The following is a 17,795-nucleotide window of genomic DNA, read 5'->3' on the forward strand; positions in this document are numbered from 1 at the left end:
TGCCTCTCTTGGGTGATCAGTCTCGGGTACTTGCCCGGCGATAGCCGACGGCGAGCGGAACCGCACACACCGCGATGATGCCCACCGACCACGCGAGCAGCTCCAGCAACGGAGCCAGCACGGGGCCACCGACTGCGAGGCCGCGCATCGCGTCGACGGTGTTGCTGAACGGTTGGTGTTGGACCACGGGCTGCAACCACTGCGGATACTGTTCCAGTGGGACGAATCCGGTGCAGAAGAACATGAAGAGTCCGGACACGAGGGCGGTGGCCTCCACCACGATCGTCTTCGCCGCGTACACGGCCACCGTCAGGACCGCGACGGCGAAGGCCACGCCGAACAGGACCGGGATCAGCAGCCACCCCAGAACGGCGAGGAGGCCGTTCTCGAAACGCAAACCCAGCGCGATTCCCGTCACCGTGAGCACCGCGGTCGCCGCGACGATCCGAAAAGCTTCGGCGACCAGACGCGAGGTGACACCGGCCGTCCGGTGGATCGGGATCCCCCACAGGCGTGCCAACAGTCCGTTGTCCCGCTCTGCCATCACGCCGAGGCCGCCGACGGTGGCCCCCTGGGTCGCCGCGACCAGGGCCACGAGCGGCACGCTACCGGCGAGGGCACTATGCCCTGTCAGGCGCGAGATGCCGTCACCGAGGACGATGTTCAGCGTCACGAGGAAGGCGACCGGAACCAGGACGGTCTCGGCCAGAGTAGCCGGGTCCCGGATCCAGCGACGGACTATCCGGCCGGTGAGCAGCCCCGTCTGGCGAACCAGGGCGCGCGGAGATCGCTCGCTGCGGCGTTCGGACGCGGGCCGCGGCGGCAACGTTCCGGTCGGCGCCGGTGCCGTAGTCATCGGCTCCTCCTGGCGGCGACGTACGCGTGGAGAGGCACGAGGACGACGATGAGCCCGACCGCCCAGTAGACGGCGGGTCCGATCACACTCCACGTCGGTGATCCCGCGGCGGTGGTGGAGTCGCCCGCGAGCGCGCGCAGTGCGAAGACGAATTGCGAAATCGGCTGGTCCCGGACGAATCCCTGGATCCACGCGGGGAAGCGCTCCACCGGCTGCACTCCGACCGACAGCAGGCCGAGCGTCAGCTGGGGCAGCATCATGAGGTGGGTCGTGGCGTCCGGATTGCGGGTGGCCGTACCGACCAGATCACCCAGGAACGACAGGGTCAGGCCCAAAAGCAGCGCGAGAGCGACGAAACCCACCGTGTTCCAGATACTTCCGTAGAAGCGAAAGCCGATGACGTGGCCGCACGCCAACGAGATCGCCAGCGCCACCGCGCACCGGTACATACTCGCCGACATGCGCGCCGCCATCGGTGTGAGCCGCCCGATCGGCATGGACCGAAAGCGCCGGTCGATCCCCTCGATGGAGTCCGTCGCGGCCCGGAAGCCTCCGGAGATCGCGGCGAACGAGATCGCCTGGAGCACGATCAACGGCGTGAGATACTGCGCATAGCTGCTCATCTCGGCGGCGTACGCACCCATGAATCGTTCGAGGGGGATGTAGAAGCCCACGGTGAACATGACCGAGGCGGCGACCTGTGTGATCAATTCGCCGTTGCGGAGGGACGGCACGATGCTCCGCACGGTCAGGACCCACCACTGCTGCGCCGGTGAGGCAGTGGGACGCGCCGTCACAATGTCACCTCCTCGCGCTGGAGCACCGGCGCGTCGCCGGTGAGTGCGAAGAACACCTCGTCGAGCGAGGGTCGACGCAGCGCGACGTCGAGCAGCTCGATCCCGGCCGCGTCGATCCGGGCCACTGCTTCCATCAGGGTCCGCGTACCGTCCGGAGCCGGGATGGAGATCCGGTCGGATCGCTCGGTATCGGCGCGGTGCCGACCACGGCCCGCCAGTGGTCCGAGCGACGCGGCGATGCGCTGGAGGTCGCCGCGGTGCCGTGGCACGATCTCACACACCGTGGCCCCCGTCCGCTCCTTGAGCTGGTCCGCGGTGCCCTCCGCGATCACGGTCCCCCGGTCGATGACCGCGATCCGGTCGCTGAGTGCGTCGGCCTCCTCGAGGTACTGGGTGGTCAACAGAGTCGCGATGCCTTCGTCGCGCAGCTGTGCCACCAGTTCCCACACCCCCTGTCGGCTGCGCGGGTCCAGGCCAGTGGTGGGCTCGTCGAGAAACACGACCTCGGGCCGAACGACCAGCCCGCACGCGATGTCGATCCGGCGCCGCATGCCGCCCGAATAGGTGCCGACCCGGCGGTCGGCCGCGTAGTCCAGCTCGAAGCGCTCGAGGAGTTCGGCCGCCCGGGACCGTGCGGCGGCTTTCCGCAGGCCTTGCAGGCGGCCGAACAGGATCAGGTTCTCGCGGCCGGTCAGCAGCTCGTCGACGGCCGCGTTCTGCCCGGTGAGCATGATCGCGCGACGCACGGCCGCCGGATCCTTCGCGACGTCGTGTCCTGCCACGACCACCCGACCCGTCGTCGGTCGCGACAGGGTGGCCAGGATGTCCACCGTCGTGGTCTTCCCCGCTCCGTTGGGTCCCAGCAGTCCGAGGATCTCCCCCCTGCCCACCTCGAGATCGATTCCGCGCAGGGCGGTGAAGTCGCCGAACGACTTGGTCAGGTTCTCGACGACCACCGCACGATCGGTCCCGGTCATACCGCATCTCCTCCGGACAGATCGACCAACTCCCATTCGTCCTCGCCGACGTCCGCGGATGCGTCGGCGACGGCTTCGCGTCCCAGACGCTCGAGCGCCGCCGTGACCGCCGCGGCGAGCCGGTCAACGCGGTCCGGCGAAACGCGCCGCTGATCGAACCACCAGTCCAGGTGCATCCGTCCGCCGGTGCGATACACCCGTAGTTCGACGGGGGTGCCCAACGCAGGTACGGCATCGCGCACCGCCATCGCAGGATCTGATCCGAACCAGACCGGTGCTGAATGCGCAGCACCAGAGGGCGGTTCGGGGATCGTTCCCGCCACGGACAACCGCAGATCCGGGGCCGGGACGGCCGACAGGCGCGCGGCCGTGGGGGCGTACAGGTAGCGCAGGAGTCCGTACCCGATCCCGAGGTGCGGGACACCGCGCAATTCTCCGCGGACCGAGTCGAGCAACGCCGCGTCGTCGTCCGGTGCGCTGATCACCACGGGATGCGGTGCCGCGAACCAGCCGACCGTCTCGCGCAGGTCGAGGTCCGGCCGCAGGACCGAGCGCGCGTCACCGTCGAGCTCGACAGTGACCGGTCCGGGCCCGACGGTGGCCTCGACGCCGCGGGCCAGTGCCGCGACGAGGAGTTCGTCGAGCCGGATCCCGGTACGGCGCCGGGCATCGTCGAGCTCGGCCGCCGTCACGGGACTCACCGTGGACGCGACTCGTCTGTAGTCCGCTGCGACGGGCGCCTCCGCGGGATCCGAGTTTGCGACCCGCGTGCCGGTGGCCGATCGCGCGATCCAATGCTCCCGGGACGCGAGCACCGAGGGGTGCCCCGCCAGCGGCGTCACCCGTCGGCTCCACTCCCCCCACCCGACGGGCGGAGGAGCCAGCGTCACCGGGAGGCCCGCAGATCGCTGGCTGAACGCCGTCAGTAGGTCCGCGATGAGGAGATCGCGGGACCGAGCATCGCCGGCGGTGCCGTGCAGAGTCAGGCAGAGTCGTGACGGACCGTCCGGGACCCGGAGCAGCAGGGCGGTGAGAGCAGGCGTGTCCGGGTCCGCCGCGGCGATGGTCGCTGTGACCCGTTCGCGGGCGATCGCATCCGGATCCGCACCGGTTGCCAGGGTCTCCTCCGCGACCCGGGTTCGTCGGTCATCGTCGTCGGCGGCCCCGATGACCTGCTCGAGGAATTCGCCGTCCGTCGACAGCCGCAAGCGCAGCACCTCGTGCCTCGCCACCAGTGCGTCGAGCACCGCCTCCACATCCCCGACATCGAGGTCCTGGCGCAGATTGACCACGATCGGGATGCGCCACCGGGCATGGTCGCCGATTCCGCCGTCGAGGAGGCGGAGGAGGTTCGGGGGCAGTGGCGGGCGCTCGGACGGCCCCGCATCGGAGGCGAGGCCGCCCTGTGCGTCCCGGGCGGAGACCGCGCTCGCCAGCGCGGCCACCGTCGGGTGATCGTAAAGGTCCTGCGGCGTCAGTTCGATCCCGGCGTGGCCCGCGGCCATGGACACACCGATCGCGATCAGGGAGTCCCCACCGAGATCGAAGAAGTCGGCGTGCGGGTCCACGGTGTCGGCGCCCAGGCACGCCGCCCACACACGGCTCAGCGTCGCCTCCACGCTCGACTCGTTCTCGGCCTCGTCGGCCGCCGACACTCGCTGCCCCCCTGGCGCATCCGCGCCTTCGGGTGCCTGCCGGGCGCCCTTGCGCGCCTCGATCCAGTGCCGCTCCGGTAGGAACGGGTACCCGGGTACCAGCACACGTTGCCCGGCCGGGACGAGGTCCACGTCCACGCCGGAGGCCCACAGACCGCCGATCCCCTCCAGAAAGAACTCGTGATCGTCCCGATCTTGGGCGGGATGCCGCATGAGGCGCACCACACGGTGCGAGTCGTCGAAGAGCGGATGGCGCTTCGCCGCCGAAGTCAACGCGCCGCCGGGCCCCACCTCCACGAGGACCCGGTGCGGCTGGGCGAGCACGGTCGCGAGTTCGTCGGCGAACCGCACGGTGGCGCGCATCTGGCGGGCCCACAGCCTCGGGTCGGTCGCTTCCTCATCGCTCATCAGGGCGCCGGTCACGTTGGACGCCAGCGGAATCCTCGGGGATTTCAGGCTCACCGTGGACAAGGTCGTGGCGAACTCCGTGGCGGCCGCCTCCATCAGGCGCGAGTGGAACGCGTGGGACGTGCGCACCCGTCGCGCCGTGATCGCCTCCGCGGAGAGCCGCGAGGTCAGGTCGGCGATCGCCGTCGCGGTGCCCGCGACCACGCAACCGTCCGTCTCGTTGATGGTCGCGATGTCGATCTCGTCGCCGAGAAGCCCGGCGAGGTCGGAGGCGGCGCGCGGGACGGCGAGCATCACGCCCGGCGGCGCGGTCTGCATCACTCGGCCGCGCTCGGCGATCAGGGCGATCGCTGTCGGGAGGTCGAGTACGCCCGCCACGGTCGCGGCGACGTACTCGCCCACGCTGTGGCCGACCAGGACCGAGGGCAGCACACCCCGGTGTTCGAGAAGCCGGGCAAGGGCGTACTCCACCGCGAACAGCGCCGGCTGCGAGCGGTCGGTGCGCTCCAGCTCCCGGGTTCGTCCGGCGAACACCAGCTCCTTGAGGTCGAGGCCGAGCGCGGCGTCGAATCCGACGGTGCAGCGGTCGAAGTGTTCGGCGAAGACCGAATCGGCGTCGTAGAGTCCGCGAGCCATCCCCACGTACTGTGCCCCCTGACCGGGGAACAGGAAGACGACGCGGTCGGCGGTCCCCGCCGCGCCGTCGGGGACGGAGCCGGTCACGCCGTCCCCGGAGCGCAGGGCACGAACCGCGTGCTCGCGGTCTCGGACCACCGTGACGCCCCGCGTAGCGTCGGCCGGACGCGCCGCCAGGGTGGCGGCCACATCACCGAGGTCGCCGGCGGGGTCCGATTCGAGTTGGTCGGCGAGCGACGCCCGCGCGACCGCCAGGCGCTCGGCCCCACGGGCCGAGAGGAGCAGCGCGTACGGGGCCGCGGAGTCCGTCGCGGGCGCAGGCGCGGACGGCGCCTCCTCGAGCACCACGTGCACGTTCGTGCCACCGACGCCGAAGGAACTGACCCCTGCCCGCAGCGGACCCGCGCTGCGCCATTCGACGAGCCCCGGATTGACTTCGAACGGACTCCGGTCCAGATGCAGCTCGGGATTGGGTGCCGTGTAGTGCAGGGTTCCGGGAATCGCCCGGTTCTCCACGCACAGGATCGCCTTGATCAGGCCGGCGATACCGGAGGCGACCTCGAGGTGTCCGATGTTCGCCTTCACCGAGCCCAGCCGGCAGGGCTCCGTCCGGTCCCGCTCGGCGAGGTCGAACGCCTGACGCAAGCCGTCGATCTCGACCGGATCGCCGAGCGGTGTACCCGTGCCGTGGGTCTCGACGAAGGAGACGTCCGCCGGATCCACACCGGCCACGGCGTGCGCCTCGGCGATGGCGGCGGCCTGGCCCGCAGCGGTCGGCGCGGCGTAGGTCATCTTGACCGCACCGTCGTTGTTGACCGCCGAGCCGCGGATCACGGCATGGATGCGGTCACCGTCGTCGAGCGCGGCCTGCACGGTCTTGAGCACGACTACGCCCACACCGCTTCCGAAGACGGTGCCGTCGGCCCGCGCGTCGAACGGGCGGCAGTGCCCGCTGGGCGAGGTCATCGCCCCATGCTCGTGCCAGTAGCCCGCGATGTTGGGAACGCGGATGGACGCCCCGCCGGCGATCGCGGTGTCCACCTCACCGGAGACGAGCGCCTGACAGGCCAGATGCACGGCGACCGCGGACGAGGAGCACGCGGTCTGTACGGAGAGCGCGGGGCCGTGCAGGTCGAACTGGTGCGCCACCCGGGTGGCGATGTGGTCCTTGTCGTTGTGCAGGGACAGGTCGATCATCTCGAAACTCGCGCCCTGCCCGATCACCCGGTCCACATCCAGCCGCGACATCAGGTTGTTGAGGAGGTAGCCGCTCGCGGAGCTCGTCCCGTAGACGCCCACCGCCCCGTCGAGCTCGCGCGGCCGGTAGCCGGCCTCCTCGACCGCATCCCACACTGTTTGCAGGAACAGGCGATGCTGGGGATCGAGCGCCTCCGCCGCCGCCCGAGTGAAGCCGAACAACTCGGCGTCGAATTCGTCGATTCCCGCGAGGGGCGCACCCGAACGGATGTAGCGCCTGTCGTCGAGCGCATCGTCACCGATTCCGGCCCGTCGGAGCTCGTCCCGATCGAGCGGAACGATCGACTCGACACCTGCGCACAGGTTGCGCCAGTACTCGGCGAGGTTCCGGGCGCCCGGGAAGCGCCCGGCCATCCCGATCACAGCGATCGACGTCGCAGGGTCGGCCGGTCCGGTGCCGATGGGTTCCGTTGCGGTCATGCTCTGGGCTCTACCTTTCGTCGGGCGGAGGCGCTCCGGCGGGCTGCGGCTCGCTGCTGGGCGCGCTCGCGCACCGAACCTGCGGCGGGTGCTTGCGGTGACGCCGCGGAATCCTCGGTGACGCCGAGGCGGCGCACCAGGTCAGCTGCGAGATCGGACAGGGTCGCGCCCTGCAGAAGCAGCGCGACCGGGGGTTCGACGCCGAGATCGGCGCGCGCGGCGTTCCGGATGCGCACGGCCATCAGGGAATCGAGACCGAGTTCGGTCAGCGGCCGGTCCGCGGCCATGGTGGCGCCTCCGGAGTACCCGAGCACCGCGCCGATTCGCGACTGGAGCCGGTCCACCACGACACCGGTGGCGTCCGCGAACGTCAGACCGTGGAGGCCGTCCGGGTCGAAGGCTTCCGCATCGTCGTCGGGTTCGAGTTCGGAGACGAGGTGGGTGAAGTAGCCGAGCCCCGACAGCTCCGGGAAGGCGCTCGCCGCGCGGTCCAACCGCAGCCGGGCCACCCCGACCCGGGCGTGCGGGCCGCCGAGCAATGCGTCGAGTGCCTCGGTGCCCTCCGCCGGGGAGATCGGATCGAGTACACCCATTTCCAACGACCGCGCCAGTCCGACCTCCGCCCACTGCCCCCAGCAGATCGAGGTCGCGGCGGTTCCCTCGGCGCGGCGGCGCTCGGCGAGCGCGTCCAGGTAGGCGTTCGCGGCGGCGTAGGCCCCCTGGCCGGGCGAACCGAGCAGGGACGCGACCGAGGAGAACATCACCCACCAGTCCAGGTCGCGGCCCGCGGTCGCCCGGTCGAGCCGTAGCGCCCCCGCCACCTTCGGCCGCCACACGCGGTCCATCGCCTGCCTCGACAGCGCGGCGACCAATTCGTCGTCGAGCACGGCCGCGGAGTGCACCAGGCCTCGGAGCGGCTTTCCGGTCTCCTCGGCGACGGCAACGAGGTGCTCGGCGATCCCGGGCTCAGCGATATCGCCGCGCACGTACCGGATCTCGGTCCTTTCGCCGAGTGCCGCGAGCTCGGTGGCGGCCTCGTCGGACGGCTCTCCGCGGCCGGACAGCACGACTCGCCCTGCGCCGGATTCCACGAGCCGTCGGGCGATGACCAGGCCGACTCCGCCCAAGCCACCGGTGATCAGGTACGACCCGTCGCCGCGCAGCGCTCCCGAAGCATCTCCCGCGCCGTCCGGCTTCACTTGGGCGCGCACGAGGCGCTGCACGAACCGCTCGGTGCCGCGCCATGCCACGAGGTCGTCGCCGGTCGGTGCGCCGAGTTCGCGCGGCAGAACGTCCGCGACGTCGCTGTCGGTGCCGACGTCCACCAGTGTCGTTCGGAGTTCCGGGTGTTCGTAGGCCAGCACGCGCACGAGCCCGGTGAGCGACCCGACTGCCGGATCGCCGGTCTCCCCCGGAAGTACCGGGAGCCCGCCGTGCGACAGCAGCCACAGCTGCGGGGGACGCCCGTGCCAGCCCGCGGTCACCGCACGCACGGTGGTCGCGACGCGCCACACCAGGTCCTGGCCGGCGGTCACCTCCGCATCGATCTCGTCCTGCGCGGCGGGGTCGTGCGCGCCACCGGGGTGCGCGAGAAGCACGATGCCGGCGAACGGGTACGCGGGGTCGGCGGCGACGTCCGCCACGGCCTCCGCCACGCCGCGTTCGTCGAGGGCGGCCGTCACCACGCGTCGTCCGGGACCGGTCAGGGCCGCCTCGACGGTGTTCGCCGCAGCGGGATCGTGCGAGAGCACCAGCCACGCTCCCGAAGCGGTGCCGGGTGCCGCCGGATCTGCCGGCGCGGTTTCCCACTTGCCGGCGAACAGCTTACGGTCCAACGGCAGCGGAACGGCACGCCGCGAAATCCGCCGCAACCGAATGCCGCGGAGATCGGCGACGGCACTACCGGAGCGATCCAGGATCGTCACATCGCCCGTCGCACCGTCGTCGTCCAGGGCGGTGAACCGGGCGCGACAAATGATGCGCCGGGGCACGGGGGCGTGGACCCGGATCCGATCGATCGACACCGGCAGATATGCGGTGTCGGTGCCCTTGCCGGCCGCCACCGGAAGCGCCGCGGCCAGGGTCTGCAGCGCGGCGTCGCCGGCCACCGGGTGCAGGATCAGCGCGGGATGGCCGGCGGCCTCCTGCGGCAGCGCGACGTCCGCCTCCGCCGCACCGGCGGGGTCGCGCAGTACCCGTTCGAGAGCGGCGAAGGCACCGTCGTGCGCGATACCGGCCGCACGTAGTGCGCCGTACACCTCGCGCGGCGATACCGGTGTGCCCGATGCGGGTGGTTCGACAGCGATCACGCCGTCGGCGGGGCCCGCAGGGCGCGCGTGTGCCTCGGCGTGGCGAATCCACTCGCCCCGTGCGTCGCGGGTGAAGACCTCTATCCGAACCCCGCCCCCGGGCTCGGGCGTCACCTGTGTGGTGAGCGGTACGGAATCGGAGAGCGGCAGCATCTGCTCCACCTGAAGCGCCTCCACGATCACTGCCTCGGCGTCCAGGGCACCGCGCGCCGCTCCGAGCGCGATCTCGGCGAACCCGGCCGCCGGCATGATCGGCTGCCCCTGCACGCGGTGGTCGGCCAGCCACCCCAGTTCGTCCAGTCCGACGTTCGCGTGCCAGAGTTCACCCGAGCCCGAGGGGATCTCGACATGCGTGCCCAGCAGCGGATGTTCGCGTCCCGATCGCGTGCGGCTCCCTCTCGCGGAGGTCCAATAGGGTGTGTGGCGCCAGACCTTCCGGGCGACGTCCGTCACCTGCCCGTCCGGCACGGCCTGGCCCAGATGTCCCCGCTGGGCACGGAAGACGAGCGTGTCGTCCTCGCCCCGCAGCAGGGTGGGCAGGACGGCGACTCGCCGGCCCGCGGGCACGTTCTCCGTCAGTGCGTGGGTGAGGATCGGATGCGGGCTGACCTCGACGATGACGCCGTAGCGCTGCCCCGCAGCCGCCGCGGCCGGTGCGAACGCGACCGGGTGGCGGAGGTTGGCGACCCAGTAGTCAGCGTCGAAAACCGGGGCCTCGACACCGGGTGAGACGGTGGAGAGCACGGGGATCCTGGGCGTCGTCGGCGTGAGACCGGTCAGCGCGCTGCGCAGTTCGCCGAGGATGGGGTCGACCGTCGCGTGGTGTGACGCCACATCCACGTCGACGCGCCGGGCCAGGAGGTTCCGCGCCGTGACCGCGGCGATCACCGCGTCGACCCGATCGGGCGCGCCCGCGACGACGGTCTGTCGCGGCGATGCGATCACTGCCACCGACACCCCCTCGTGGTCGACGAGCAGTCGTTCGACGGACTCGGAGTCGAGTTCGAGGAGAGCCATCGCCCCCTGCCCGGACAGTTCCCGGCGCATGAGCCGGGATCTGGTGGCGATCACCCGGAGTCCGTCGGCGACGGACAGGCCGCCGGCGACGACCGCGGCCGTGACCTCGCCCATCGAGTGGCCGATCACCGCGTCGGGGGTGACCCCGTACGCGCGCCAGAGCTCGGTCAACGCGAGCTGGACACCGACCAGGACCGGCTGGATACGGTCTATGCCCTGCACCGACTCGCCCGAACGGAGCGTCTGCTCGAGCGAGAACCCCACCTGCGCCGTGAAATCCGGCTCGATGGACTCGATCGCCGCGGCGAACGCCGGCTCGTCCTCGAGCAGGCGTCGCCCCATTCCCGCCCATTGCGATCCCTGACCGGAGTAGGCGAAGACCACCCCCTCGTTCGGCCGCTGCGCGATGGGCGAAACTCCCGCCGCGGCCTCCCCCGACGCGACCGCCCGCAGGCCGGCCACCACGCCCGCGCGGTCGCGGGCGGCGACCGCTCCGCTGTAGGGCGCCCGGTCCCCCTGCCGCGCGACGGTGTGCGCGACATCGCTGAGCACGGCGCTCGCGCCGGCACCGTCGAGCCAGCCCGCCAGCTCCTCCGCTCGGGCACGGACCCGGTCCGGCGTCGTGCCGCCGACGGTGATGACGTGCACCCCGTCGCTTCCGCTGGAGCCGGGCGCTACGTCGGGTCCCTGTTCCAGGACCACGTGTGCATTGGTTCCGCCCAGGCCGAAGGACGAGACGCCCGCGCGGCGCGGTCCCGACGCAGCGGGCCACGGATCGGCTTCGACTGGCACGTACAACCGCGACTTCTCCGCCGCGATCGCGGGGTTCCATCGGGTGAAGTGCAGGTTCGGCGGCACCTGTCCGTGGTGCACGGCGAGCGCCGCCTTGATGAAGCCGGCGATCCCGGCGGCTGCTTCGAGGTGCCCGAAGTTCGTTTTGACGGCACCGATGGCGCAGCGTCCCGCACCCGCCCCGTACACCTGGGCGAGCGCATCGAACTCGATGGGATCGCCCAGCGCGGTACCGGTTCCGTGGCTCTCGACGAAGTGCACCGACGAGGCAGGCACGTCTCCCAACGCGCGGGTGATCACCTCCGCCTGCGCAGGGGCGTTGGGCGCGGTGAGACCGTTACTCCGTCCGTCCTGGTTGATGGCGGAGCCGCGGACCACCGCGATCACCCGGTCACCGTCACGCACCGCGTCGGTGAGCCGCTTGAGCACCACGACGCCGGCGCCTTCGCCACGGACGAAACCGTCGGCGGCCGCGTCGAACGCGCGGCACCGCCCGGTCGGCGAGAGCATGCCCCACTTGCCCAGCGCCAGCTGGGTCTCGGGTCGCAGGATGAGACTGATTCCGCCCGCGAGCGCAAGGTCCGTCTCGCGCGAACGCAGGCTCTGGCACGCGAGATGCACGGAGACCAAGGACGACGAACACGCGGTGTCGACGGCGACCGCCGGACCGCGCAGCCCGAGCAGGTACGCGATCCGCCCGACCGTCACGCTGTGCGCGTTGCCCGTCGCCGAGTACGCGTCGATGCTCTCCGGGTCGGTGGCCGTCGAGGCCTGGTACTCGTTGTAGTACACGCCCATCATGACGGCGGCGCGCAGTCCCGCGAGCTGTTCCGGGGCCATACCCGCGTGTTCGAGCGCCTCCCAGGCGACCTCCAGCAGGATCCGCTGCTGGGGGTCCATCGCCTCGGCCTCGCGCGGCGAGATCCCGAAGTGCTCGGCGTCGAATCCGCGGATCTCGTCGAGGAAGCCCGCCCACTTCGATGGCATCCGCCCCGGCGTCGACGGATCCGGGTCGTAGTACTCGTCGGCGTCCCAGCGGTCCGACGGGACGCCGACCACGGTGTCCTGTGCGCGCATCAGCAGGTCCCAGTACGCGGTCGGGTCGAGCGCGCCACCGGGGAATCTGCAGCCGATCCCGACGACGGCGATCGGCTCGGCCGACGAGATCCGGGCGGCCTTGGAGAACTGCTCCGTCAGCGCACCGCGCTGCGCCTCGGTCATCGCTTCTACACGCGCATACGTCGATCCGCGGGCAGCATTCTGCGGGGCCCTGGACCGTTCGGGGGCCTGTACGGGTTGTGCCATCAGTTCGTTCCCTCTCCCTCGGAGAGCGTCTCCACGCTGTCGAACAATTCGTCCAGCAGTCCTGCTTCGTCATCGACCGAGGGCGCAGCGGCGTCCGGTGCCGCTTCGTCGCCGCCGCGGGGCGCGATCAGCGCCGTGATGTGCCGCGACAGTCGCGCGACCGTCGGGTGATCCCACAGCATGGTCGCCGACAGATCCATCCCAACAATGGATTTGGCGTCACGTAGCACCGCCATCGCCATCATCGAGTCCAGCCCCAGTTCGGGGAACGGGAGGTCGACGTCCACGGCGTGCGGATGCGTTCCCAGTTCACGCGCGAGCACCTCTCGCAGTGCGTCCTGCAGCACGGCCTCGACGCGTTCGGGTGCCATCGCGGCGAGGTCCTGAACGACCGGCGCCGGTGGAGCGTCGGTCGGATCGGCCCCGATCAAGGCCGGGTCCGGATGCGCCTCGAGCAGGGTGAACCGTAGGCCGCGGAGCTCGATCCGGATCCGATCGTCGTCCCCGGTCACGAAGACGTCCACGATCAGGTCGTCACCACGGTCGCGCCGCCGCACCGCCCGGACGCCGACGCGGCCGCCCGTGACGTCGTCGTGGATGATGATCCGATCGACGGAGGCCGGAAGCATCAGGCCGTCGTCGATGCGGCCGGTGAGTCGCGCCAGGTGCACCGCCGCGTCCAGTGCGGCTGCGTTCGCAGCCTCCGCGGGGACAACCACCGTGGCGCGCAGCTCACCCGGACCGGCCTCGTGGTCGGTGACGTCCCACGCGAAGGGGCGGCCGTCGATCCCCCACCGGCGGGCGAGCTGCTCCGCGGTGGTGGCGTCGTACGCGGGGGTCGCGGCCGACGGATCCGGCAGTTCCGCGTCGCCCGGGACCGCTGCTCCAGCCTCGCCGATCACCGCACTGGCGTGCCGGATCCACTGCTCGGCGGGAACGTCGGGGTCCGTGCTCGTCGTGAGGACGATCTCGCCCCGGCCCACCTCGACCCGCACCGCGCGAGGGCGGTCCACAACGACCGGGTACTCGAACCGCACGTCCGACAGCGCATTCGACGACGCCGCGGCCGCCAGAGTGGCGGCGAGCACGGACACGGGGACCACCTCGACGCCCCGGACGCGGTGCGCACGCGGATAGGGCCGCTGGTGTGCCGAGACGCTCACCAGCGGGCCGCCCGCCGGCGCGCCGAGCAGGAGTCCGTGCCTGGGCACGGGAAGGTCGGCGACGGTGCGCCGGGACTTGCCGATCAACTCGTCGACCACCCGCAGCGGTGCGCGGGTCCGGAAGTTCTCGGCGAGCCTCGGCCAATCCGCGCCCACGACGACGGCGCGCGTGGGTGCGTCGGGGCCGAGCAGGTACGGCAGGCAGCGGACCGCGTCGTCGTTGGGCATGGGGAGCAACCCGGCGGAGGCGGTGTCCGGCTGTGCCTCCGCCCACGACGCGAACAGACCCCAATCGATCACCCGGGCGGGAAGGCCCAGTCGGCGACGGACGGCGGCGGCGGCGTCCGCGTAGGCGTTGGCGGCCGTGTAGTGGCCGAGCCAGCGCGATCCGATGATGCCGGTGATCGAGGAGAAGATGACGAAGTCGCGGACCGGCGCGTCCAGAGTCAGCTCGTGGAGCAACGCGAGCACGTCGATCTTCGGCCGGAACATCGCGTCGACATCGGCGCTCGTGAGGTCGGCGAGCTGGCCCGCTCCGCCCGCGAGCGCAGTCACGTACACGCCACTGAGTTCGGGCAGATCCGCACCGAAGCGCTCGATCAGGGCCGTCATCGCGGTGCGCTCGGCAGCGTCGACGGCAACCGGGATCAGGCGGGTGCCGAACTCCGCCACCTCGGCTTCCAGTCCGTCCGGCAGGCCACCTCGCCGAGATACGGCCACGACGGTGCCGGCTCCCATGCGTGCCAACTGGCGGACGACGTCCGCGCCGATGTTCCCGGTCGCACCGACGACGAGCTGGGCACCGTCACGGGCCAGATCGGTGCGCCCGGTTGCGGCCTCGGACCACCGCAGGCGCGGAACGCGGCGCACTCCGGCGCGATAGAGAACCTGATCCTCGTCGTCAGTGGATCCGGCTTCGGCCAGGAGGACCCGCGCAGCGATCCGTGGCGGGGCAGCGGCATCGAGGTCGATGAGACCGGCCCAGAACTCGGGGTGTTCCAGCGCCAGTGTGCGCCCGGCTCCCCACAGTGCAGCGTGCACCGGACATGCCACGTCCCCGTCGTCGACCGCCTCCGCGTTGCGGGTGAGCACCGTCAGGCGGGGCGGTCGGTCGGCGTCGCGCAGGAGCCGCACGAGGCTGCCGAGCTGGTTGGTGACCGTGCGTACGGCCGCCGGGTCCCAGCAGTCCGAGGGCACGGCGGGCGCGAACACCACCCGGTCCGCGGTCGCGAGTGCGTCGCGCACGGTGGCGGGGGCATCGTCGAGCGCGGAGGTGGGCAGGTCGGTGGAACCCGGTCCCAGGAGCGCCGCCAGGTCGGCCCCTCCGTCCGCCGCCAGCACCAGCCAGACCTGGGGTCCCAGGGGCTCGGACTCGAGGTGTCTCGCCGGATGATCGAGCTGGAGGAACCAGCCGTGCGGTCCACCGTCCGGTCCGCTCTCTGATCCGGCGGCGTCGGCGATCGCGGCGCGCTGCGGGGTGATCCAGTGGCGCTTGCGCTGCCAACTCATGGTGGGAAGGCCGATGGACGGGCGCTGGCCCGCGGTCTTTTCCGGATACTGCGGCCCGGTCACCGCGGTGAGGCTCGTGTGGAAGGCGACAGCCTCCGGGGCATCGCGCAGCAGCGTGCCGAGTACGCGATGCGCATCGGCACCGACCGTGTCGGTGATCGCGTGCGACAGCAGTGGGTGTGGGCTGACCTCGACGAAGGTTCCGTGCTCGGCCGCCGCGGACACCGCGTCGGCGAAGCGGACGGGACGGCGCAGATTGTCGGCCCAGTAGTCGGCGTCGACGACGGGCGCGTCCTCGCCCGGCCGGACCGTCGAGTGAAACGGTATCCGCGGCTCGGCGGGGGCGATGTCGGACAGGGCGTCGCGGAGTTCGTCCAGAATCGGATCGACGGTCGCGTGGTGCGAGGCCACGTCGACCTCCACGCGCCGGGCGAGGAGATCGCGGGCGGAGACCTCGGCGATCACCGCGTCGACCTGGTCGGGTTCGCCCGCGATCACGGTCTGCCGCGGGGAGGCGACGACCGCCACGCTGACGCCCTCATGGGCGGCGACGAGGCTCGACGCGTCCGCCGCACTGAGCTCGAGCATCGCCATCGCGCCCCGGCCGGCGAGATCCCTCCGCATCAGCCGCGACCGGGTGGCGATCACGCGGAGGCCGTCGGCGACCGAGAGCGCTCCCGCCGTCACCGCTGCCGCCACCTCACCCATCGAGTGACCGATGACGGCGTCGGGTGTGACGCCGTACGCGCGCCAGAGTTCGACGAGCGCGAGTTGCACCCCTACGAGCACGGGCTGGATGCGGTCGATCCCCACGAGCGGCTCGCCGGAGGTGAGGGCCTGCTCCAGGGAGAAGCCCGTTTCTCGTTCGAAGTCCGGGTCCAGATCGCGCACCGCGGCCGCGAACGCGGGCTCGTCGGCGATCAGCCGACGGCCCATTCCCGTCCATTGCGCGCCCTGCCCCGAGAAGACGAAGACGACGCCCGGGACGTGCCCGCCGCTGCGCGGGGGTACGACCCCGAGTCCCGGCCGGCCCGCCGCCAGCGCGCGCAGCGCCTGTTCGGCGGCGGCGTGATCTGCCGCGACCACCGTTGCGACCCGAGGGAAACGTGAGCGATGGAAGGCAAGCTCATGGGCGATATCCGGCAGTGCGACGGTGCCGCCGACTCCGTCGATCCAGTCGGCGAGCTGCGCCGCGGAGGCAGCGACCCGCTCGACCGTCTTCCCGGACACGACGAGACGGTGTACGGCCGCGCCGGCGCCGGTGCCCGGCTCCGCACCCTCCGGCGTGGCGGCCGCCGTCGGCGCCTGCTCGAGCACCACATGCGCGTTGGTGCCGCTGACACCGAACGACGAGACGCCCGCCCGCCGCGGCCGCGAGAGCGAGGGCCAATCCATCGTGGCCGTGGGGAAGACGAACTGGGCCGCACCCGTGGCAGCGTGCGGAGTCAACTCGCCGAAATGGAGGTTGCCGGGAATCCGGCCGCGCTGCAGCGCGAGAACAGTCTTGATGAAACCGGCGATGCCCGCCGCGGACTCCAGGTGACCGAGGTTCGACTTCACCGCACCCACGACGAGCGGCGCGCCGCCCGCACGGTCACCGAAGACCCGATCGAGCGTGTCGAGCTCGATGGGGTCGCCCAGCGCGGTGCCGGTGCCGTGCGATTCGATGAGGTCGATCTGCGAGGCGCTCAGGTCCGATGCGGCCAGCGCCTGCCGGAGCAGCGCCTGCTGAGCGGGTCCGTTCGGCACCGTCTGTCCGCTGCTGGCGCCGTCCTGGTTGACGGCGGTGCCGCGGACGAGGGCGAGGATTCGGTCCCCGTCGCGGGTCGCATCCGTGAGGCGCTTGAGCACGACGACGCCGCAGCCCTCGCTGCGGACGTAGCCATCGGCCGTCGCATCGAAGGGTTTGCACCGACCGTCCGGTGCCAGCATCCCCCACCGGGAGCACGCGATGCTGTTCTCGGGACTGAGGATCAGGTTCACCCCGGCGACCAAGGCCGCGTCGGCTTCTCGGCGCCGCAGCCCCTGCGCGGCGAGATGCAGTGCCGTGAGCGAGGACGAGCACGCCGTATCGAGCACCACTGCGGGGCCGTTCAGGCCGAGGAAGTACGAGAGGCGTCCGGCGGCGAAGTTGTGCGCGCTGCCGAACGGGACGTACGGATCGATCTCCTCGTACGACAGCTCACCCGCCAGCGTCGTCGAATAGTCGGTGGTGGTGAGACCGACGTACACGCCGGTACGGGTCCCACGCAGGCTCGCCGGCACGATCCCGCCGTCTTCCAGGGCTTCCCACGCGACCTCCAGGAGCAGCCGGTGCTGCGGATCCATGCCCGCGGCCTCCCGCGGCGAGATCCCGAAGAACTCAGCATCGAACGCGGCCGGATCCCAGGGTGCGAGGAACCCGCCCTCGCGGTTGCAGATGGTGCCGGGAACAGTGTGGTCCGGCGAAAAGAGCGCGTCGGCATCCCATCGGTCCGCGGGTACTCGCACCACACCGTCGCCGCCGCGATCGAGAAAGTCCCAGTACTCCTCGGGATTCGTCACACCGCCCGGCAACCGACATCCGATGCCGACGACCGCGATGGGCTCACGCTCGCTCTGTTGGGCGATGGCGAGCCGTTCGGTGAGATCGTCGATCCGGCGCAGCGCGTCGGTGATCACCGCGCGGCGGTCGCTCGTGGGGCTCGTCATTGC

6 protein-coding genes are annotated in these 17,795 nt (G+C 71.4%); all 6 read right to left on the reverse strand.

Annotated elements, in window-relative coordinates; translation table 11 throughout:
* Positions 1 to 16 precede the first annotated feature (16 nt).
* Positions 17 to 856 carry an ABC transporter permease gene (locus tag FK529_RS07120; RefSeq protein ID WP_146560291.1) on the reverse strand — a complete coding sequence of 280 codons (840 nt, stop codon included), beginning with the start codon at positions 854 to 856 and terminating at the stop codon, positions 17 to 19.
* A complete protein-coding gene (locus FK529_RS07125; RefSeq protein WP_231702973.1) occupies positions 853 to 1,653 on the reverse strand; it encodes an ABC transporter permease in 801 nt (266 codons plus the stop codon). Before FK529_RS07125 ends, FK529_RS07120 begins: the two co-directional genes overlap by 4 nt.
* Positions 1,650 to 2,630 carry an ATP-binding cassette domain-containing protein gene (locus FK529_RS07130; RefSeq protein WP_146560293.1) on the reverse strand — a complete coding sequence of 327 codons (981 nt, stop codon included), beginning with the start codon at positions 2,628 to 2,630 and terminating at the stop codon, positions 1,650 to 1,652. Before FK529_RS07130 ends, FK529_RS07125 begins: the two co-directional genes overlap by 4 nt.
* Positions 2,627 to 7,006, reverse strand: a complete 4,380-nt coding sequence (locus tag FK529_RS07135) for a type I polyketide synthase (RefSeq protein WP_146560294.1) — start codon at positions 7,004 to 7,006, stop codon at positions 2,627 to 2,629. The genes FK529_RS07130 and FK529_RS07135 overlap by 4 nt, the downstream gene beginning before the upstream one ends.
* Entirely contained in the window at positions 7,003 to 12,345 is a 5,343-nt protein-coding gene (locus FK529_RS07140) for a type I polyketide synthase (RefSeq protein ID WP_231702974.1), read from the reverse strand. Before FK529_RS07140 ends, FK529_RS07135 begins: the two co-directional genes overlap by 4 nt.
* A gap of 83 nt (positions 12,346 to 12,428) precedes the next feature.
* Positions 12,429 to 17,792, reverse strand: coding sequence for a type I polyketide synthase (locus tag FK529_RS07145; RefSeq protein ID WP_146560296.1), 5,364 nt, complete (start codon positions 17,790 to 17,792; stop codon positions 12,429 to 12,431).
* Between the last annotated feature and the right edge of the window lie 3 nt (positions 17,793 to 17,795).

Source organism: Tsukamurella asaccharolytica (assembly GCF_007858435.1).
Taxonomy (GTDB): domain Bacteria; phylum Actinomycetota; class Actinomycetes; order Mycobacteriales; family Mycobacteriaceae; genus Tsukamurella; species Tsukamurella asaccharolytica.

Coding starts and splice junctions, on each gene's coding strand:
- FK529_RS07120 (WP_146560291.1), bottom strand. CDS start 856: ATGACTACGGCACCGGCGCCGACCGGAACGTTGCCGCCGCGGCCCGCG.
- FK529_RS07130 (WP_146560293.1), bottom strand. CDS start 2,630: ATGACCGGGACCGATCGTGCGGTGGTCGTCGAGAACCTGACCAAGTCG.
- FK529_RS07135 (WP_146560294.1), bottom strand. CDS start 7,006: ATGACCGCAACGGAACCCATCGGCACCGGACCGGCCGACCCTGCGACG.
- FK529_RS07140 (WP_231702974.1), bottom strand. CDS start 12,345: ATGACCGAGGCGCAGCGCGGTGCGCTGACGGAGCAGTTCTCCAAGGCC.
- FK529_RS07145 (WP_146560296.1), bottom strand. CDS start 17,792: ATGACGAGCCCCACGAGCGACCGCCGCGCGGTGATCACCGACGCGCTG.